This is a genomic window from Arthrobacter sp. 131MFCol6.1 (assembly GCF_000374925.1).
Classification (GTDB): domain Bacteria; phylum Actinomycetota; class Actinomycetes; order Actinomycetales; family Micrococcaceae; genus Arthrobacter.
This window is the reverse complement of record NZ_KB895545.1, coordinates 220,014-238,509: the sequence shown is the minus strand read 5'-3', so window position 1 is coordinate 238,509 and position 18,496 is coordinate 220,014. Positions and strand designations below refer to the sequence as shown.

16 protein-coding genes are annotated in these 18,496 nt (G+C 67.5%); 7 read left to right on the top strand and 9 right to left on the bottom strand.

The features are described 5' to 3' along the window. A partial coding sequence (locus tag C566_RS21425; RefSeq protein ID WP_026266636.1) for an HNH endonuclease occupies nucleotides 1-523 on the top strand: 523 nt, incomplete at its 5' end. Nucleotides 524-585: 62 nt separating this feature from the next. Here the strand turns inward: C566_RS21425 and C566_RS21420 are convergent. The 4 genes from C566_RS21420 to C566_RS21415 form a co-directional block, all read right to left on the bottom strand. Continuing rightward, a complete protein-coding gene (locus C566_RS21420; RefSeq protein ID WP_018774617.1) occupies nucleotides 586-1,161 on the bottom strand; it encodes an alpha/beta hydrolase in 576 nt (191 codons plus the stop codon). 217 nt (nucleotides 1,162-1,378) lie between these two features. Continuing rightward, entirely contained in the window at nucleotides 1,379-3,925 is a 2,547-nt protein-coding gene (locus C566_RS0112135; RefSeq protein ID WP_018774616.1) for an MMPL family transporter, read from the bottom strand. Nucleotide 3,926: 1 nt separating this feature from the next. Then, nucleotides 3,927-4,628, bottom strand: coding sequence for a TetR/AcrR family transcriptional regulator (locus tag C566_RS0112130; protein ID WP_018774615.1), 702 nt, complete (start codon nucleotides 4,626-4,628; stop codon nucleotides 3,927-3,929). Between the two features lie 83 nt (nucleotides 4,629-4,711). Beyond that, a complete protein-coding gene (locus C566_RS21415; RefSeq protein ID WP_018774614.1) occupies nucleotides 4,712-5,110 on the bottom strand; it encodes a YbjQ family protein in 399 nt (132 codons plus the stop codon). A gap of 205 nt (nucleotides 5,111-5,315) precedes the next feature. On the opposite strand from C566_RS21415, the gene C566_RS0112120 reads away from it, so the two are divergent. Continuing rightward, nucleotides 5,316-5,882 (top strand): hypothetical protein, encoded by a 567-nt coding sequence (locus C566_RS0112120; RefSeq protein ID WP_018774613.1) that lies wholly within the window; start codon nucleotides 5,316-5,318, stop codon nucleotides 5,880-5,882. Nucleotides 5,883-5,986: 104 nt separating this feature from the next. Here the strand turns inward: C566_RS0112120 and C566_RS0112115 are convergent, their stop codons facing one another. From C566_RS0112115 to C566_RS0112095, 5 genes are all read right to left on the bottom strand, one after another. Further along, the gene (locus C566_RS0112115; RefSeq protein ID WP_018774612.1) at nucleotides 5,987-7,453 is read right to left on the bottom strand and encodes a dicarboxylate/amino acid:cation symporter; all 1,467 of its coding nucleotides are present in this window, start codon (nucleotides 7,451-7,453) and stop codon (nucleotides 5,987-5,989) included. A 255-nt stretch (nucleotides 7,454-7,708) separates the two neighbouring features. Continuing rightward, complete coding sequence (locus C566_RS0112110; protein ID WP_018774611.1) at nucleotides 7,709-9,265, bottom strand: glycoside hydrolase family 71 protein; 1,557 nt, start codon at nucleotides 9,263-9,265, stop codon at nucleotides 7,709-7,711. A 542-nt stretch (nucleotides 9,266-9,807) separates the two neighbouring features. Then, nucleotides 9,808-11,508 (bottom strand): DUF885 family protein, encoded by a 1,701-nt coding sequence (locus C566_RS0112105; RefSeq protein ID WP_018774610.1) that lies wholly within the window; start codon nucleotides 11,506-11,508, stop codon nucleotides 9,808-9,810. 121 nt (nucleotides 11,509-11,629) lie between these two features. Further along, entirely contained in the window at nucleotides 11,630-11,866 is a 237-nt protein-coding gene (locus C566_RS0112100; protein ID WP_026266634.1) for an acyl-CoA carboxylase subunit epsilon, read from the bottom strand. 50 nt (nucleotides 11,867-11,916) lie between these two features. Then, a complete protein-coding gene (locus C566_RS0112095) occupies nucleotides 11,917-13,500 on the bottom strand; it encodes an acyl-CoA carboxylase subunit beta (protein WP_018774608.1) in 1,584 nt (527 codons plus the stop codon). A 204-nt stretch (nucleotides 13,501-13,704) separates the two neighbouring features. On the opposite strand from C566_RS0112095, the gene C566_RS0112090 reads away from it, so the two are divergent. The 5 genes from C566_RS0112090 to C566_RS0112070 all read left to right on the top strand — a co-directional run bounded on the left by C566_RS0112090 (nucleotide 13,705) and on the right by C566_RS0112070 (nucleotide 18,486). Continuing rightward, nucleotides 13,705-14,595 (top strand): SDR family oxidoreductase, encoded by an 891-nt coding sequence (locus C566_RS0112090; protein WP_018774607.1) that lies wholly within the window; start codon nucleotides 13,705-13,707, stop codon nucleotides 14,593-14,595. 185 nt (nucleotides 14,596-14,780) lie between these two features. Beyond that, entirely contained in the window at nucleotides 14,781-15,713 is a 933-nt protein-coding gene (locus C566_RS0112085; RefSeq protein WP_018774606.1) for a biotin--[acetyl-CoA-carboxylase] ligase, read from the top strand. After that, nucleotides 15,706-16,305 (top strand): PH domain-containing protein, encoded by a 600-nt coding sequence (locus C566_RS0112080; protein ID WP_018774605.1) that lies wholly within the window; start codon nucleotides 15,706-15,708, stop codon nucleotides 16,303-16,305. The genes C566_RS0112085 and C566_RS0112080 overlap by 8 nt, the downstream gene beginning before the upstream one ends. After that, complete coding sequence (locus C566_RS0112075) at nucleotides 16,295-17,542, top strand: adenylate/guanylate cyclase domain-containing protein (protein ID WP_018774604.1); 1,248 nt, start codon at nucleotides 16,295-16,297, stop codon at nucleotides 17,540-17,542. The genes C566_RS0112080 and C566_RS0112075 overlap by 11 nt, the downstream gene beginning before the upstream one ends. Before the next feature lie 155 nt (nucleotides 17,543-17,697). Continuing rightward, nucleotides 17,698-18,486, top strand: a complete 789-nt coding sequence (locus tag C566_RS0112070) for a PP2C family protein-serine/threonine phosphatase (protein ID WP_018774603.1) — start codon at nucleotides 17,698-17,700, stop codon at nucleotides 18,484-18,486. The last annotated feature ends 10 nt before the right edge of the window (nucleotides 18,487-18,496 follow it).

Below are 18,496 nucleotides of genomic sequence, written 5' to 3'. Positions count from 1 at the left end.
CGAGTCAACCGGCGGTCCCCCTCACCCGGGCGGGACCGCCGGGAGCGACGATGACCGCGCGTTCCGGCTCTGGCTGCGGCGGCTCTACACCCACCCCGGCACCGGCGAGCTCATCGCCATGGACTCCCGCGCCCGGCTCTTCCCACCCGGCCTGCGCCGCTTCATCCAAACCAGGGACGACACCTGCCGCACCCCCTACTGCGACGCCCCGATCCGCCACCTGGACCACATCATCCCCTGGCACACCGGCGGCCCGACCACCACCGACAACGGCGCCGGACTCTGCGAAGCCTGCAACCACACCAAAGAAACCCCCGGCTGGAACGCACGCCCCGCACGCGGTCCCCGGCACACCCTCGAGCTCACCACCCCCACCGGCCACACCTACTACTCCACCGCACCACCCCTGCCCGGATCGCCCACCGGCGAAGCGAGCACGGAGTCCCGCCGCCGTCGCCGCGATGAGCGCCACCGCGCGAAGACCCTCAAGCGTGTGCGGCCCGCAGGCTCACTGGCGGCCTGATTGGCCCGGAGGCTTGACGTGGTTTGAGGTGCACCTTCTACCGATGAATGGAAGTGGGGCGGTCAGACGAGTCGGCCGGTTAGGAATCGCTCGATGGCAGTGAACACCTGAACGTGAGCGGCCAACGAGGCACGCCAGTCGTTCGGGACTTCCAATGAATGATTGGCGCCCAGAATGTCAACGAACGTAGCTGCGGTCTCTGACAACGCATCGGTTGCCCAAAACTTGTCTTTGGATCCACCGATGAGCAGATCCGGCTTACTTGTTTCAGCAAGTGTCCGCCGAATGACGTCATCCGTGAGGATAGGAGTGAGCCAAATGGCTGGCACTTGAGCCTCTTCCGCCCACGGAATAGAGAACGTGCCAAACGACTTGGCCACGATGAGTCGATGGTCGGCGTGCGGAAACTCGGCGAATGCCTGCTGAACTGCACGGGCAGCGAACCCGTGGGGGTCATCCCCAGGTTCATCATCGTCGGTCCAGCGAATTGCCTGAACTTGCCAGCCGCGGTCTCTCAACTGTTCTGCAGGCCAGTAAAGAAGTGGCGATTCGACCTTGTACCCCGCACCTGGCACGAGCACGGCGACCTTGGTCTCACCGTGAGCGGGCTTGCAGCCCGGCCAGAGGAAAGTTTCCATGCCGGAGATACTACATACAGGGCTGGCTTTCCGGCCTGATGGCAGGAGTTAGTGAGCCGAATGTACCCGTTGCGACATTGGTGAGAAACCGGCGTCGAACGGACCTATGAACTGTTCGGGCTTGCACGCACGAAAAAGCCGCCCGCCGATCGAAACGATCAGCGGGCGGCTTCAGGGGAACTCGGCTTCAGGGCGACTCATCGGCCAGCCGTGAGTGTCAGCGCGCGCCGATCTCCTCCGGCTCGGGCTCGCTGTCGACTGAGGCTGAGGCGGAAGCCCCGGGCCGGAGCTTGGCGCCCTCCACGTCGACGTCCGGCAGGATCCGGTCCAGCCAGCGGGGGAGCCACCACGCCTTGTCGCCGAGCAGATACATCACGGCCGGGACGATCGTCATGCGGACCACAAACGCGTCCACCAGGACACCGAAGGCCATCGCGAAGCCGAGCGGCCGGACCATGTTCAGGTGCGAGAAAATGAAGCCGGCGAACACGCTGACCATGATGATGGCGGCGGCGGTGACCACGGACGCGGCGTGGCTGAAGCCGGTGCGGACCGCATGCCTGGCGGATTCGCCGTGCATGAAGGACTCACGCATGCCCGAGGTGATGAACACCTGGTAGTCCATGGCCAGCCCGAACAGGACGCCGATCAGGATGATCGGCAGGAAGCTCAGCACGGCGCCCGGGTTTTCGACGCCGAACACCGTCCCCAGCCAGCCCCACTGGTAGACCGCGACGACGGCCCCGAAGGCGGCCGCGAGCGAGAGCAGGAACCCGCCCGTGGCCAGCAGCGGTACCACGATGGAGCGGAACACGAGCAGCAGCAGGATCAGGGACAACCCGACGACGATGGCCAGGTACGGGGGAAGGGCATCGCCGAGCTTGGTGGAGACGTCGACATTGCCGGCCGTCTGCCCCGTGAGCCCGATGCTGACCCCGGTGGATTCCTTGATGCGGTCCTTTTCGGCGCGCAGCTCGGAGACCACCTGGACCGTGCTCGCGCTGGCCGGGCCCTCCCGGGGGATGACCTGGAACACCGCGGTGCGGCGGTCCTCGCTCAGGGCCACCGGAACGGCGGCTGTGACGTTGCCCGTGCCGCGGAGGATGTCGGCGACGTCGAGCTGCTTGGCCGTGGCTTCGTCCGCGCTCAGGCCGGCCGGGAAGTCGCCCACCACCACGATCGGGCCCGTCATGCCTGCGCCGAAGCTGCGGCCGGTGACGTCATAGGCCTTGAACGCCTGCGACTCCACGGGCTCGGACCCGCCGTCGGGCAGCGCGAGCCGCAACTGGCTGGCCGGCAGCGCCACGATGCCCAACAGCAAGACACCGGCCAGCAGTGCCAGGACCGGGTGCCGGGTGACGAGCCCGCCCCAGCCCTGTTTGCTGCGGCGTTCGTCGCGGGCACGGTCCGCGCTCTCGTGGCCGGGGGCGGCGTTGTGCTTTTCCGCCTTCGCCCAGACCCGGCGGGAGATCAGCCGGGGTCCGATCAGGGACAGCACGGCAGGGGTGAGGGTCAGGGCGACGACGACGGCGACAGCCACCGTTGCGGCGGCGGACAGGCCCATCACGGCCAGGAAGGGAAGGCCCGGAATGACAAGGGCCGCGAGGGCGATGATGACGGTCAGGCCGGCGAACAGCACCGCGTTGCCGGAGGTGCCGGTGGCGAGGGCGACGGATTCCTCGCCGTCCATGCCGGCCAGGAGCTGGCCGCGGTGCCGGTTGACGATGAAGAGGGAGTAGTCGATGCCGACGGCGAGGCCCAGCATGAGCGCCAGCATCGGGGAGATGGAACTCATGTCGACGGCGCCGCTGAGGGCGAAAGTGCCACCGACGCCCACTGCCACACCGACCAGGGCCATCAGCAGGGGGAGCCCGGCTGCGATCAGGGTTCCCAGCATGACGATGAGCACCAGCGCCGCGATGGCGATGCCGAGGATCTCGGAGATGCCGAACAGCTCGGAGACGTCCTCCGTGATTTCCTTGCTGGCCAGGGCGGTCACTCCGGCAGAGGAGACTTCGTGGGCGATGTCCTGGACCTGCTGGCGCACAGCGGGAGCCAGCCCGTTGATCGAGGTCTTGAACTGGACCTGGGCGATTGCCGCTGTCCCGTCCTCTGACACGAACCGCATGCCCTGCGAGGCCTCCAGCTGGCGCTTGGCCAGGGCGAGCTTGGCCGCGCCGGCCTCGAGTTCCTTGGTCCCGGCGTCGAGCTTTTCCTGGCCCGCGGCGAGGGCAGCCTTCTGCTGGCCAAGCTGGGCGTCGATGGCTTCGGCGGACATGCCGGCCGCGGTCATCTGCTGCTCGGCCGCGGCCAGCTGGGCCTTGCCAGCAGCCAGCCGGGCGGCCGACGCGTCCAGCTGCGCCCGTCCTGCGGACGCCTGCTGCTCGCCGGCGGCAAGGTCCGTCACGGCCTTGTCCAGCTGGGCCTGGGTGGCGAACGGGTCCACGGTGCCCTGAACGTCGGGGAGGGCTTTCAACTTGGTCAGCGCAGCCGAGACCGCGTCCTTGCCGGCCTGCGTGAACTGGCCGTTCTGCGACTCGAACACGATGCCGGCCGAGCCGCCGGAGGACTTGGGCAGCTCCTGCTTGAGCTTGTCCGCCATCTGCTGGGTTTCGGTGCCGGGGATCTGGAAGTTGTTGGACATGGTGCCGTGGAAGGCCGCAGCCGCGCCGCCGACGGCCACCAGGGCGGCGAGCCAGAGGGAGATGACGAGCCAGCGGTGGCGGTAGGAGAACTTGCCGAGACGGTAGAGCAACAGGGCCATGTCAGTGCCGATCTGGGGAAGGGGTGGCGGGGGAGTGGGACGCGAATCCGGAGCCGAGGAGGCCCATGGAATCGATCAGGAGCTGGCGCAGGATGGACAGGGACTCGGGGGTCAGGTCGCCGCCGCAGCGGGCAAACCAGACATCCATGGCGGCTTTTCCGCACGAGATGACGGAGCCGGCGAGGGCCCGGAGGTAGAGCTCGTCGACGTCGCCGGCCGCCGTCAGCGCAAAGCGTTCGCGGGCGGCGTCGATGATCTGTTCGGTGCAGTGGTCCCAGGCTTCCAGCTCGGAGCGGCTGAGCTGGGGGTTGGTCTGGCCCAGGCTGTAGAGCTCGGCCACCGGGGCCACGGTCATGGGATCGGCCAGTTCCACGAGGGCTGCGCGGGCAGATTCCAGGATGGGCTCGCCTGCCGGGCGGAGCCGGAACTGCTGAAGTGCCGTGTCCAGGAAGCCGAACGTCACCGAGGCGAGCGCCGCCTCGGTGCTGCCGAAGTAGTTGAAGAAGGTACGGCGGGAGATCCCGGCGGCGTCGGCGATGTCCTCCACGGTGAAGTTTCCGGGTCCCCGCGTGCGGAGCAGGTCCATGGCGGCGTGCGTGATGGCCTGCCGGGTAGCGGCCTTGTTCAGTTCGCGGCGCGAGGGGACACCGGGGTCGCCGGATGCGGCGGCCTGGGCGGCGGCGGGGGAGGGCGATGGGGACACGCGCTTACACTACGTGCATGTTTGCACTCTGGGCAAGTATTTTCGGAAGCTGGTGGCGGTAGGACTGGCAGGCGGCCCGGCGCTCAGGGCTTGAGCTGGGCTGCCGCGTCGCCGGAATTGGTCAGGTAGATGGACTGGCCAGTGGCCCCGGGCTCGTCCTGCGAGAGCGGAATGGCAAATACTGCTGTGCCGTAAGCGCAGACCTCCGTCCAGTTCTGCCCGATCGCTGACGTATCGAAGCGCATGGCGATGATGGCGTTGGCGCCGCGCTGCTCGGCCTCGGCCACCATCCGGGCCATGACATCCTGCCGGCTGTCGTGGAGGGCCCGCGTCATTTCCAGCACCTCGCCGCCGCCCAGGGAACGGAAGCCCGCCATGACCTGGGCGGTGATGTCCCGGGAACGGACGGTCAGGCCCATGACTTCGCCGAAGACGGCGTCGATCCGGTGGCCCGGAATGTCGTTCGAGGTGACGATCAGCATGCCCAGAGCCTATCGACTTTTGTCGTCTTCTTGCCGTCTTTTTGCCCTCTGGGCGTCCCTGCCGGATTCACAGGAAAGTGAAAGCAGGGAAACAGCTATCTCTGCTGGGGCAGGTGCAGACTGGAGGTGCTCGTGGAGCAGCCTTCCCCCGAAGTACCATCAGCTTCAAGCGCCGTTACCGCGCGGCAGATCCAGGAGACAGCAGATGTCACGCACAACCAAAATCGCGCTAGGCCTAGGGGCCGCGGCCGTGGCGCTGGGCGCAGGGCTCGGAGTGGCCGGGATGGCCTCCGCCACCACGACGCCGACGCCCACCCCGACACCCAGCTCGAGTGCCCCGGGGAACAACTTCGCCGACGGCCACGGCATGCGCGGTGGGCACCGCGGCCACGGCGGTGCGGAGTCCGGCGCCCGCGCCAAAGAGCTCGCCGCCAAGCTAGGCGTCGACGAGGCCAAGGTCACCGAGGCCCTGAAGACTTTCCGAGAAGCCAACAGGCCGGCCACCCCGCCGGCCACTCCACCTGTCGCGGGGCAGAAGCCGGACCGCGCCGCAATGCAGAAGGCCCTGGCCGCTTCCCTGGCGAAATCGCTCGGCATCGATGAAGCCAAGGTAACCGCTGCCCTGGCGGAATTGCGTACCGCGGAACAGGCCAATCGCGCCGCCGCACTGAAGCCCCGGCTGGACCAGGCCGTCAAGGACGGCACCCTGACCCAGGCAGAAGCGGACGCCGTCACCAAGGCCGCCGAAAAGGGTGTGATCGGCGGACACTAGGCCCGTGCGGACTGGAGCCGACGCAGGTTGGAGCCGACGCCGGTTAAACCAGAGAAGTCCCCGGGGATTGCCGGGGACTTCTCTGGTTTACACTCGTTCAGCCGTTACGCCCTGGCGTCCGCCAGGTCCCGTTCTTCCCGTCCGGCCGCGGGAGCTGCGGCGGCGGAGGGGTCGACGGTGCCATCGACGTCGTTGCTGTCGTCGCTGTCTTCGCTGTCCTCGCTGAACGGATCGCCGTTCCGCGGCGCGTTGTACAGCGTTTCGTCCAGGATGCCCTGGCGCTTGGCCACGATCGCCGGGATCAATGCCTGCCCGGCCACGTTGACGGCGGTGCGGCCCATGTCCAGGATCGGGTCGATGGCCAGCAGCAGGCCGACGCCGGCCAGCGGCAGTCCCAGCGTGGAGAGCGTGAGCGTCAGCATCACGACGGCGCCGGTGGTGCCGGCGGTCGCGGCCGAGCCGAGCACGGACACCATCGCGATCAGCAGGTACTGGGTGAAGTCGAGCTGGATGCCGAAGAATTGGGCCACGAAGATCGCCGCCACGGCCGGGTAGATCGCCGCGCAGCCGTCCATCTTGGTGGTCGCGCCGAGGGGCACCGCGAAGGAGGCGTAGGCGCGGGGGACACCCAGGCTCCGTTCGGTCACGCGCTGGGTCAGCGGCAGCGTGCCGATGGAGGAGCGGGAGACGAAGGCCAGCTGCACGGCCGGCCACACGCCGGAGAAGTACTGCCTGACGGACAGCCCGTGGCTGCGGATCAGGGCGGGGTAGACCACGAACAGCACAAGCGCCAGGCCGATGTAGATCGCCACGGTGAATTTGCCGAGCGAGCCGATGGTGTCCCAGCCGTAGACGGCCACGGCGTTGCCGATCAGGCCGACGGTGCCGAGCGGCGCGATCCGGATGATCCACCAGAGGACCTTCTGGATGACGGCGAGGGCGGACGCGTTCAGGGCCAGGAACGGTTCAGCGGCCTTGCCCACTTTCAGCGCGGCGATGCCGACGGCGATCGCGATCACCAGGATCTGCAGGACGTTGAAGCTCACGGCGGTGGTGGCGACGCCGTCAGTGACGGTGGTGGTCGCGCCGAGGCCCAGGAAGTTCTTCGGGAACAGCCCGGTCAGGAAGGCCCACCAGTCACCGGACTTGCCGGCGTACTTGGCTTCCTGGTTGATGCCGGTTCCGGCGCCGGGCTGCAGCAGCACGCCCAGGCCGATGCCGATCAGCACGGCGATCAGCGAGGTGATCGCGAACCAGAGCAGTGTGTTCCAGGCCAGCCGGGCGGCATTGGAAACGGCTCGCAGGTTGGAGATGGAGCTGACGACGGCGGTGAAGATCAGGGGGACCACGGCGGTCTGCAGCAGCGAGACGTAGCTCGAGCCGATGGTCTGCAGCGTGGTGCCGAGGGCGTTGGGGTTGGCTTTGGTGCTGCCGGTGTACTTGGCCAGCAGGCCAAGGCCCAGGCCGACGATCAGGGCGGCGATGATCTGGAAGCCGAACGAGCCGGCCCATTTGGGCAGCTGGAACCCGGTCTTTCCAGCGGGTGCGGGGGTGCTTGTCTGAGTGGTCACCGGAACACGCTAGGACCGTTGCGCATAGCATGACGAACGGATGTTGAGAAATGTTACGGCGCCTCAGGTGTCCCTGCGCCGCGGAATGCCCGGGATTTCCGCGCGGGCGGGGGCTTTTGTGAAGTTATTCCGGCAAGCGGTGTGGCGATTGTCTCGTCGCGGTCGGGCCAGGCCACCTCCGGCCACGCGAGATGACAGTTCGCGGCAATGTTCATGCGAAACACTGCCGCGAACTGCCTTCTCGTGCAGGAAGGCCTAGCGTGCGCAGGTGCCTGCGACGCCGCCGCCTGCGTGGTAAATCATGTCCTGGTACGCCACGGAGGAGCGCACCGGGGTGTTGCTCGTGACTGTCTGGACCGTCGCTCCGCTGCGTGCGAGCTTGAAGGACGGCGTGGTCCCGGCCACGAGCGGAACCTTGAAGGACGTCAGCCCGGCCGGGGCATCCATGGTCTTGACGTTGCTTCCCTGTGTGATGGTCAGGCGCCCCGGCGTCTTCAGCACGGCTACAAGTTCTACTTCGTTCTTCGCCGCGTCACCGTTCGGGATGTACATCGGTGTGGGTTTGCCGTTGCGACCGATGGGCGTCATTGAGTACGGAGCGTTCGTGGGGTGCGAGCGGTGGCTCCAGTACAAGGCATCCTGGGTAATCGCGGGCTTGACCCCGTTCTTGAACCAGGAAATGTAGTAGGCAGCCATGTCCAGCACTGCATAGCCGCGTTGCTTGGAAGGTGCCACCCAGGACTCGGTGTAGTCGTTCCAGGCGATGAGCGCAATGGAGTCGGCGTTGCTGGTAACCGCCGAGGCCAGGGAATCGCGCAGGGTGGAGCTGTTGGATGACTCCCAGTATCGCCCGTCGTAGGACCGTGAATCCTCGAACGCCACCGGCTGCATATAGGTCTTGCCGCGGCGGTGGGCTTCAGCGCTTTCCTTGGCGAGGGTCGGAACGCCGCTGGCGATGCGGGTGCCCCATTGCGAATACCCGGACACCGAGTTGTTCCAGTCCGTCTTCTGTGTTCCTCCGCCCCAGGAAATGAATATGGGTACGAGGTTGGATTTGACGCCGGAGGAGGCGAGGCGGCTCCGGAGCCCATCCCACCATGCGGGTGTCTTGCGCTCCGGGAAGAACGGGGCGAGCACGATGCCGGCACTGTTCCGGTAGATCGACGAGTCGTCCTTCACCTTCATGACGTTGTTGTAGACACTGTCAGAGGTGGATCCGGCGGCCGTATTGAAGTCCGGGCTGAGCATGATCTTGAAGCCCGGGTCCACTGCCTTGACGGCGGCGAGCATGGCTGGCAGCTGCTGCCAGCGGATATCGGTGGAGCTGTTGTATTCCCAGATGAAACCGTCCAGGCCCGCCCCGACTGCCTGCCGGACCTCCTTCTCGAAATCGGCCTGCCGCCAGGTGGTTTGGGTTGCACGCTGAGGAGCAACCGGACGATCCCGGAGGTCGTACGCGCCGTTGACGGAGTTGTGGGTATTCATCCAGCGCGGGTAGACGTCGCGGGTGGGGTCGGCGCTGTCGACTGCGAGCGGGAACGGCGGGAAGTAGTAGGCCCATGCCTTCTTCGCCGAGGTGTGCCTGTTCGCGGGCGCCGGGAGGTTGAAGGGCAGCGGATTGCAGGCCGTTGCCGTAGCGGTGGGCGTGGCGGTCGGCGTCGCGGCGTTCAGGGGTGCCGGGGCGCTCATCGTGGCGGCGGCCACAACGACGGCCGTCGCAACCGCGGATGCCGCGGTGCGCTTCCGGATCGGCGTCCGCGCTTTCGCGGAGTCATTGGTCGGTGGTCTTAGGAATGAGGCGATATTCCTCATAGGGGCTCCAATATGGGGTCTTGTGTGTGCCCGGCAATCGTCAGCCGCTGCAGGAAGCCTCAGCGAGGTTTCGGCAGAAGCCCAGCGCACAGCTTTTCCGCTGCGCTCCTCGGGGAGCGCCGGAATGCTGGCGCTATTCGTTCACGCGGGTTTCTATTGTCAATAGCTCGCACCGGAGACCAAGGTGCTGGTACCTCTATGCATGCGCCTGACTCATAGGCGTCGTCCCGCGTAAGTGCCGCAGGACCGACGCGCGCATACTGACGGTCAGCAAGACCATGCCGCAGTTGCGGAGGTACTTGCATGACCGGCGCCCTGCAGGAGAGCAAAGTACACCGGACACTTCTGTCGCAGCCCCAGCCGCCGACCCGGGCCGTCAAAAGCCCACTAAATGTGTCCCCCAGAGAATAGTCGACTATTGGTCCGAGGTCCATTTGGCGCGGGACAGGCGAACGGCCGGTTGGGGCGACTTCGCTGCGCGAATAGTCGCCCCAACCGGCCGTCTGGCCACTGACGGTGCAGGTCAGCTGCCGAAACCCGGATTACCCCAGGAGTGCGCGCTTGAGGGTGTCCAGGCCCACGGAACCGATGTTCAGGGCCTTCGTGTGGAACGCCTTGAGGTCAAAGCCGGGGCGGGATTCGAGCTCCGCCCGGATCTGCTCCCAGAGCCGCTGGCCCACCTTGTAGGACGGGGCCTGTCCTGGCCAGCCCAGGTAGCGGGTGAACTCGAACTTCAGCTGCCCCTCGCTGATCGGCAGGTTGGCGCGGAGGAAGTCAAAGCCCTTCTCCGATGTCCAGATGCCGCTGCCCCAGCGCTCGGGAACTTCGAGTTCCAGGTGCACGCCGATGTCGAACACCACGCGGGCCGCGCGCATGCGTTGCATGTCCAGCATGCCCATGTGGTCGCCCGGATCATTGAGGTAGCCGAGTTCCTGCATGAGTTTTTCCGCGTAGAGTGCCCAGCCTTCGCCGTGGCCCGAGGTCCAGCACACACTGCGGCGCCACTTGTTCAGCAGCTCGCGGCGGTAGGTGGCGGTGGCGACCTGGAGGTGGTGGCCGGGAACGCCCTCGTGGTACACCGTGGTGGTTTCGGCCCACGTGGTGAAGGTGTCTTCACCGGCCGGCACGGACCACCACATCCGGCCGGGCCGGCTGAAGTCCTCCGAGGGTCCCGTGTAGTAGATGCCGCCCTCATCCGTGGGCGCGATCCGGCACTCCAGCGTTTTCATGATGTCCGGGATCTCGAAGTGGACGCCGGCGAGCTCGGCCACGGCCTTGTCCGACAGTTCCTGCATCCACGCCTGGAGGGCGTCGGTGCCTTTGAGCTGCCGGGCGGGATCGTTGTTCAGGATCTCCTTGGCTTCTTCGATCGAGGCGCCGGGGCGGATTTCGCCGGCCACCCGTTCCTGTTCGGAGATGAGGCGGTCGAGCTCCTCCACGCCCCACGCGTAGGTCTCTTCCAGGTCGACGGTGGCACCGAGGAAGGCGCGCGAGGCCAGGGCGTAGCGCTCACGGCCCACAGCGTCTTTAGCGGGGGCAACCGGCAGGAGCTCGGACTCGAGGAATCCTGCCAGCCGGGAGTAGGCCACCCGGGCGTCCGCGACGCCGGCGTCGAGCCTGGTCTGCAGTTCCGCCGGGAGCGGGCCGTCCGCAGTCTTGGCGCCGGCGGCGAGCTTCGCGAAGAAGCCGTCGTCCGCGGCGTGCTTGGTGGCCTGCTCGATCACGATCGACACCTGGCGGGCCGCGGCCACCTTGCCGTCCTGCATCGCCGAACGCAGCGATTCGATGTATCCGTCGATGGCTGCAGGGACATTGTGGGCCCGGCCCGCGATGTGCTCCCACTGCCCGGCGGTATCGGTCGGCATGAGGTCAAAGATGGCGCGGATCTGCTGGGACGGGGACTCGATGTTGTTCAGATCGGCTGTGTCCCAGCCCGATTCGTGAATTTCCAGCTGCAGGCCCAGCCGCTCGCGCATGGCGTCGAGCGTGACGGCGTCGACGTCGTCGACCGGCTCCAGTCCGTCCAGCGCCGCAAGTGCCTCGCGGGCGGCGGCCGCGAATTCCTCGTGGCCGGCGGGGGAGAAGTCCTGGTACTCGGTCTCGTGCCCGGGCAGGCCGAGTTCGGTGGCGAAGCTCGGGTTGAGCCGGATCAGCGTGTCCGTGTAGGCGTCGGCGACGGCGTCAATAGCCGTCTGCTGGCGCGCGGGGGCAGTGTTGTCTGAGGCGATGATTTCGGTAGTCACCCGACGAGACTAGCCCGGCCGCCGTGGTTATGAAAGAGTCACTGAACTTTTTCGCGCGCAACTTTTTCCGTGCAGATTTCGCCTGCGGGCTGGCCCAGCCGGGACGCTCAACCAGGTCGTCTCAGCCCAGGCTGCGGCGCCAGGCCTCCGGACCCGGCCTGGGCGCCAGCCGAAGCTGCTGCCGGCGGACCCAGTGCCGGACGCCGGGGCTTTCCGGTGCCGCCTGCTGGCTCTGCCCCAGGGACAGCACGACGGCGGTCAGCGCGGCCAGCTCTTCCGGCGTCGGCTCGCCCTTCACGACAGCAAGCAGAGGTGCGTCTGGGGTCTCGGGGCCTTCTAGCGGATCGGCTGGGCCCACGCCCGCAGGGTTCCCTGGCCGAGCTTGCGAGGTTAGGGGGCGGGTGGGGATCACAGCGGGATGTTCCCGTGCTTCTTGGCGGGCAGGGCGGCCCGCTTGTCCCGGAGGGCGCGCAGGCCCTTGATGATCTGCACCCGGGTTTCGGACGGTGCGACGACGGCGTCCACGTAGCCGAGCTGGGCGGCCTGGTAGGGGTTGAGCAGCTCTTCCTCGTACTGGCGGATCACCTCGGCGCGCTTGGCTTCGACGTCGCCGCCGTCCTCCGCCACCGCGGCGAGTTCGCGGCGGTAGAGGATGTTCACGGCACCCTGGGCGCCCATGACGCCGATCTGGGCGGTGGGCCAGGCGAGGTTCAGGTCCGCGCCGAGCTTCTTGGAGCCCATCACGATGTAGGCCCCACCGTAGGCCTTGCGGGTGATCACGGTCAGCTTGGGCACGGTGGCCTCGGCGTACGCGTAGAGCAGCTTGGCGCCGCGGCGGATGATGCCCTGGAACTCCTGGTCCTTGCCCGGCAGGAAGCCCGGCACGTCCACGAGCGTGATGATGGGGATGTTGAAGGCATCACAGTGCCGGACGAAGCGGGCGGCCTTTTCCGAGGCCGCGATGTCCAGGGTGCCGGCGAACTGCATGGGCTGGTTGGCCACGATGCCCACGGTGTGGCCCTCGACCCGGCCGTAGCCGATGATCACGTTCGGGGCATAGAGGGACTGCATCTCGAGGAAGTGGGCGTCGTCGACAATCTGCTCGATGACCTTGCGCATGTCGTAGGGCTGGTTGGCCGAGTCCGGGATCAGCGCGTCCAGGGCGAGGTCGTCGTCGTCGATTTCCAGCTCCTGCTGGTGCTCCAGCACCGGGGCCTCGGCGAGGTTGTTGGAGGGCAGGAAGTCGAGCAGTTCGCGGACGAATTCGACGGCGTCGGCCTCGTCGGAGGCCAGGTAAGTCGAGGTGCCGGTGTTGGCGTTGTGCTGCCGGGCGCCGCCGAGGGTTTCCATGTCCACGTCTTCGCCGGTGACGGTCTTGATGACGTCCGGGCCGGTGATGAACATGTGCGAGGTCTTGTCCACCATGACCACGTAGTCGGTCAGGGCGGGGGAGTAGGCCGCGCCGCCGGCGGAGGGGCCCATGATCAGCGAGATCTGCGGAACGACGCCGGAGGCGTGGACGTTGTTGCGGAAGATGTCCGCGAACATCGCCAGGGAGGCGACGCCCTCCTGGATGCGGGCACCGCCGCCGTCGAGGATGCCGACCACGGGGCAGCCGTTGCGGAGTGCGAACTCCTGGACCTTGACGATTTTTTCGCCGTTGACCTGGCTCAGCGAGCCGCCGTAGACGGAGAAATCCTGGCTGTAGACCGCGACCGGGCGGCCGTCCACCGTGCCGTAGCCGGAGACGAGGCCGTCGCCGAGGGGCTTCTTCTTCTCCATGCCGAACGCGGTGGAGCGGTGCACGGCCAGCGCGTCGAATTCGACGAAGGAGCCGGCGTCCAGCAACAGGTCGATGCGCTCGCGGGCGGTATTCTTGCCGCGCGCGTGCTGCTTGGCGATCGCTTCCGGACCGGAGGGCTGCTCGGCACGGGCCTGGCGGTCGCGGAAATCTGCAATCTTTCCCGCAGTCGTGGTCAGATCGTGGCTCATCAAGTTTCTCCGGCTCTGTCGCAAGGTTGTACGGCGCCCGTTATGTGGGGTCCTTTGGCTGGAATCCACAAAAGCAGGGCTCTGCTGGCAAGTCTAGTGACGGTATTGGCCGGTGCCGCTGTAGGGAACCTACAATTTTCCCGCTGCGAAGCTCCCGCACCGCTTTGTTACCCGCGAGTAACATTGGTCCGCTAGAGTGTGGGCATGACTTCAAGCAACGATGCTTCGGGCACCGCCGCAGGGCCGTACCAGGCCGCCGGTTCCCTCCAGGGCCGCACTGTCCTCATCTCCGGGGGCAGCCGCGGCATCGGCCTGGCCATCGCGCTCCGCGCAGCCCGGGACGGCGCCAACATCGTCCTGATGGCCAAGACCGGTCAGCCCCACGCCAGGCTGGAGGGAACCGTGTATACCGCCGCCGAACAGATCGAGGCCGCCGGCGGCCAGGCCCTGCCGCTGGTCGGCGACGTGCGCAACGACGCCGACGTCGCCGGGGCTGTCGGCGCCGCCGTGGACCGCTTTGGCGGGGTCGACGTCGTCATCAACAATGCATCGGCGATTGACCTCTCCAGCACCGACGACGTGGACATGAAGCGCTACGACCTCATGCAGGACATCAACGTGCGCGGCACGTTCCTGCTCTCGAAGATGGCGCTGCCGGCCCTGCGCGCCTCCGCGGCCGGGCACATCCTCACACTCTCCCCGCCCCTGAACCTGGATCCGAAGTGGGCCGGCCTGCACCTGGCCTACACCATGGCCAAATACGGCATGAGCCTGACCACGCTGGGGCTGGCCGAGGAGCTCAAGGCCGACGGCGTCGCCGTGAACTCTCTCTGGCCGCGTACCTTGATCGACACCGCGGCGATCCGCAACATGCCCGGCGGCGACATGATCGTCAAGGGCGCCCGCAGCCCCGAAATCATGGCCGACGCCGCCCACGCCGTGCTGACCGGCGGCAACGCGGTCCCCGCCGGCGGGAGCCGGAGCGGCAACTTCTACACCGATGAACAGGTTCTCGCGGCGGCAGGGGTGACGGACTTCAGCCCGTACAGCCTCGGCGCGCCGGAGGCCCAGCTGGTCCCGGACATCTTCCTCTGAACTTGCTGGGTGTTTTACGCACGCCTGCCCTGCGGAATTTCGCCTCATTTGAGGGCCGGGCGCCGGAATCAGCGGCGTGTCCGGCCGACACGCCGGACGTCCCGGCCAAAAGTGGGGAGTTTCGGCGGAGGCATATGAGTCGGCTGGCCGGGGCCCCGGCGCGCTTTCCTCGGTAGGATTCAAGGATGGAAGCCGTGCAGGAAACCCCGGACCGTCCGCCCCTGGACCTGAGTGCCCTCAGTGATGAGGCGTTCCTGTCCGCCAACGGAATTCCGCGCCTGACGGTGCTTGAATCCACCGGCTCCACCAACGTCGATCTCCTCCGCGGGGTGACCGAGGATCCCCGTGCGTGGCCGGACCTGTCGGTGCTGACCGCCGAGTACCAGAGCGCCGCCCGCGGCCGGCTCGACCGCCGGTGGGAGGCGCCGGCCCGCAGCTCGGTCTCCGTCTCGCTCGTGCTCCTGCCGGTCAACGGGGCCGGCCGGCCATTGCCGACCCACCGGTACTCCTGGCTGTCCCTCCTGGCCGCCCTCGCCCTGCGTGAGGCCCTGACGGAAACGGCAGGCCTTCCGGCGGAACTCAAGTGGCCCAACGACGTCCTGGTCCGGGGCCGGAAGATCGCCGGCATCCTGGCCCAGCTCGGCCCGCTCGGCGCCGGCGGAGCGCCGCCGGTCATCCTCGGCACCGGCCTGAATGTCACGCTGACAGAGCCCGAACTCCCGGTTCCCACCGCCACCTCCGTGCTGCTGGAGAATCCGGACACAGTGGACCGGACGGAGCTCCTGAAGAGCTACCTGTCCCGCTTCGCCACCCTCTACCGGAGTTTCTGCAACGCCGACGGCGACCCCACCGCCGGCCTGGCCGGTGGCCCGTCGTTGCACAAACGGGTGGAGCACTTCCTCTCGACCCTCGGCAAGCAGGTCCGGGCCCAGCTCCCGGGCGACCACGAGATCATTGGCCACGCCACGCGGCTGGACGAATACGGCTCGCTCCTGGTGGTCGATGCCGCGGGCCATGAACACGTGGTGACCGCCGGCGACGTCGTGCACCTGAGGCCGTGGAACCCGGCCGGGACCGGCGGCCAGGGCAACGGCGGGGCAGAAAGCGGTTATGCGTAAAGTGCTCCTGCCGGGAGAGCAAGTAATTGTGGTGACCCGGCCCCAGCCCAGGATGCTCATTGTCCCGGCGCTGACGTTCGTTGTTATTCCGGCCGCGGCCGCGTACGCCTGCGCCTGGGTTGTCAAGGGCGGCCCGACACGGCTCCTGCCCCTCATCCCCAAGGAGTGGACTCCCTGGCTGGTCGCCGTGTGCCTGGCGTTGGCGGCGTGGGTGCTGCTGGGCTATTGCCTCCCCCGGGTCATTGCATGGCACGCCACCCGCTACATCCTCACCAGCCAGCGATTAGTTACCCGCTACGGCATGTTAAGGCGGCGCGATGAACAGATCCCCCTCGCCGCCGTCCGCCATGTGGCCATTGAGCAATCGTTGTTGCAGCGCCTATTGCACTCCGGGAATATATCCTTGGAGACCGGGTACCCCCTTGGAACGGTGGTCCCCGATGTCCCCGAGGTGGCGACATTCCGCAATTTCCTGCTGGACGCCATCGACGACCTCCCCCAGGGCGAGGCGTCCGGGGCCGACGGCATGACCTACAACCCAGGCGAGGCCTGGCCGTGGGAGACGAGAGAAGGTGGAAGAGATGAACGCTGAGAACGTCCACCAGGACACCGACCTCGCTGCCCCGGATTTGCCCCGGGAGCCCGAGGACGCCGCCGGTTCGGCTGCCGCCGACAGCGACGCCGGGACCGCCTTCGACACCGAGGCAGGCGCGCTCATCGAACCCGCCGCCGAACCCGGATCCGAAGCCGCCGACCCTGAACCTTTGGCCCCGCCCACCGGCACGATGTCCGCTGAACGGCTCGCCGCCAAGGCCCTGGAAGCGCGGCTGCTGGGCGGTGAGCGCAAGCTCCGGCGTCGTGAAGTCGCCGCCGGTGCCGGGCTCTCGCTGCTTTCTGCCCGGAAACTTTGGCGCGCCCTGGGCTTTCCCAACCTCGGGGATGAAGACGTCGCCTTCACCGAGCGTGACCAGGCCGCCCTGTCCACCATCGTGGACCTGGTGCGCGACGGCAAGCTCACCGAGGAAGCCGCCATTTCCATCACCCGGGCCATCGGCCAGATGACCGACCGGATGGTGGTGTGGCAGATCGAGGCCCTCGTGGAGGACATGGTCCAGGAACAGGGCGTGAGCGACGCCGTCGCCCGGAAGCGGCTCGTCAGCGAGTTGCCGAACCTGATCGACCCCCTCGAGGAGATGCTCGCCTACTCCTGGCGCCGCCAGCTCAACGCCGCTGTGCAGCGCCTGGCCGTCCGGGCCGAAGCCGGGCTGCAGTCCAGCGAAGAGGGCCGCGAAGGCGACGAGGACGATGCGCCCCTGCCGTTGGCCCGGGCCGTTGGCTTCGCCGACCTTGTCTCCTACACGAGCCTGTCCCGCCGGATGAACGAGAAGACGCTCGCCCAGCTGGTGCAGCGCTTCGAGAACAAGTGCGCCGAAATCATCTCGGTCGGCGGCGGCCGGCTGGTCAAGACCGTCGGCGACGAAGTCCTGTACATTGCCGAGACTCCGGCGGCGGGAGCCGAGATTTCCCTGGCCCTGTCCCGCGCCTTCACCGACGACGAGATCCTGCCCCAGGCCCGCGTGGCTATGGTCTGGGGCCGCATCCTCTCCCGCCTCGGTGATATCTACGGACCCACCGTCAACCTCGCCGCCCGCCTGACTGCCCTCGCGGACCCCGGAACCGTGCTGGTGGATTCGATGACCGCGGCCGCCTTGGAGCAGGACGAACGCTTCGTCCTGGTGCCCCGTCCGGCCGAGGACGTCCGCGGGTTCGGTGAAATCCACCCGGTGCAGCTGCAGCCCGGCAGCGGCCGGGGCCTGATCCTGGACTGAGCACCGGATCAGCCCGGCTGTAGCCCGTGGCGGGCTTCTCAGTTGAGCGGCGCATATGCAATAGTCGGACCGGCAGTTGCGATCCGGCCGGGTTTGTGACCGCCGTCAGCCCTCGCGCACCGCTGAAGCCGCGCACCACTGTATTGAGGACCGCCATGAACGCAACGCCAGACGCCCCCATCCCGCCATCGGACGGCAAACAGGGACCGCGGCTGCACTGCGGGTTCGGCACGGACCGGGGGCTGCGCCGCGAGGCGAACGAGGACGCCTTCATTGCCGCCGACCCCGTCTTCGCCGTGGCGGACGGCATGGGCGGGCACGAGGCCGGCGAAGTTGCCAGCAGCATCTGCGTGCGCACCCTGGCCGAGCTGCCACAGTTCAAGACCGGCAGCCGGGACGCGACGGCGGACATCCTGCAGGAGTACCTGCTCATGGCTGATGCGGGCATCCGTCACGCCACGGGATCGCGCGCCGGAACCACGCTGTCCGGCGTCGTGGTGGTGGAACAACAGGACGTCCCGTACTGGCTTGTCCTCAACATCGGGGACTCCCGCACCTACCGTTACAGCCACGGCCGGCTCGCCCAGATCAGCGTCGACCATTCCGAGGTACAGGAACTCCTGGACACCGGCCAGATCACCGAGGCCGAGGCCGCCGTGTATCCGCGCAGGCACGTTGTGACCCGGGCACTGGGAACCGGGGACGACTCCGAGGCCGACTTCTGGCTGCTTCCCCTTGAAGACGGCGACCGGATCCTGGTGTGCTCCGACGGCCTCAACGGCGAACTGACCGACGAGAAGATCGCCGGCATCCTCGCGGCCGAGGCCGACCCCCAGGCTGCCGTGGACGAGCTGATCCAGTCGGCCTTGCGCAGCGGCGGCCGGGACAACATCACGGCGATCGTTGTCGATGCCCGGACTGCCAGCGGGGACGCGCCCGCCTGACCTCACGGTC

Excerpts from the sequence above, each read along its gene's own strand:
- C566_RS21420 (WP_018774617.1), bottom strand. The coding sequence starts at position 1,161 with ATGGAAACTTTCCTCTGGCCGGGCTGCAAGCCCGCTCACGGTGAGACC.
- C566_RS0112135 (WP_018774616.1), bottom strand. The coding sequence starts at position 3,925 with ATGGCCCTGTTGCTCTACCGTCTCGGCAAGTTCTCCTACCGCCACCGC.
- C566_RS21415 (WP_018774614.1), bottom strand. The coding sequence starts at position 5,110 with ATGCTGATCGTCACCTCGAACGACATTCCGGGCCACCGGATCGACGCC.
- C566_RS0112120 (WP_018774613.1), top strand. The coding sequence starts at position 5,316 with ATGTCACGCACAACCAAAATCGCGCTAGGCCTAGGGGCCGCGGCCGTG.
- C566_RS0112110 (WP_018774611.1), bottom strand. The coding sequence starts at position 9,265 with ATGAGGAATATCGCCTCATTCCTAAGACCACCGACCAATGACTCCGCG.
- C566_RS0112095 (WP_018774608.1), bottom strand. The coding sequence starts at position 13,500 with ATGAGCCACGATCTGACCACGACTGCGGGAAAGATTGCAGATTTCCGC.
- C566_RS0112090 (WP_018774607.1), top strand. The coding sequence starts at position 13,705 with ATGACTTCAAGCAACGATGCTTCGGGCACCGCCGCAGGGCCGTACCAG.
- C566_RS0112085 (WP_018774606.1), top strand. The coding sequence starts at position 14,781 with ATGGAAGCCGTGCAGGAAACCCCGGACCGTCCGCCCCTGGACCTGAGT.
- C566_RS0112080 (WP_018774605.1), top strand. The coding sequence starts at position 15,706 with ATGCGTAAAGTGCTCCTGCCGGGAGAGCAAGTAATTGTGGTGACCCGG.
- C566_RS0112075 (WP_018774604.1), top strand. The coding sequence starts at position 16,295 with ATGAACGCTGAGAACGTCCACCAGGACACCGACCTCGCTGCCCCGGAT.
- C566_RS0112070 (WP_018774603.1), top strand. The coding sequence starts at position 17,698 with ATGAACGCAACGCCAGACGCCCCCATCCCGCCATCGGACGGCAAACAG.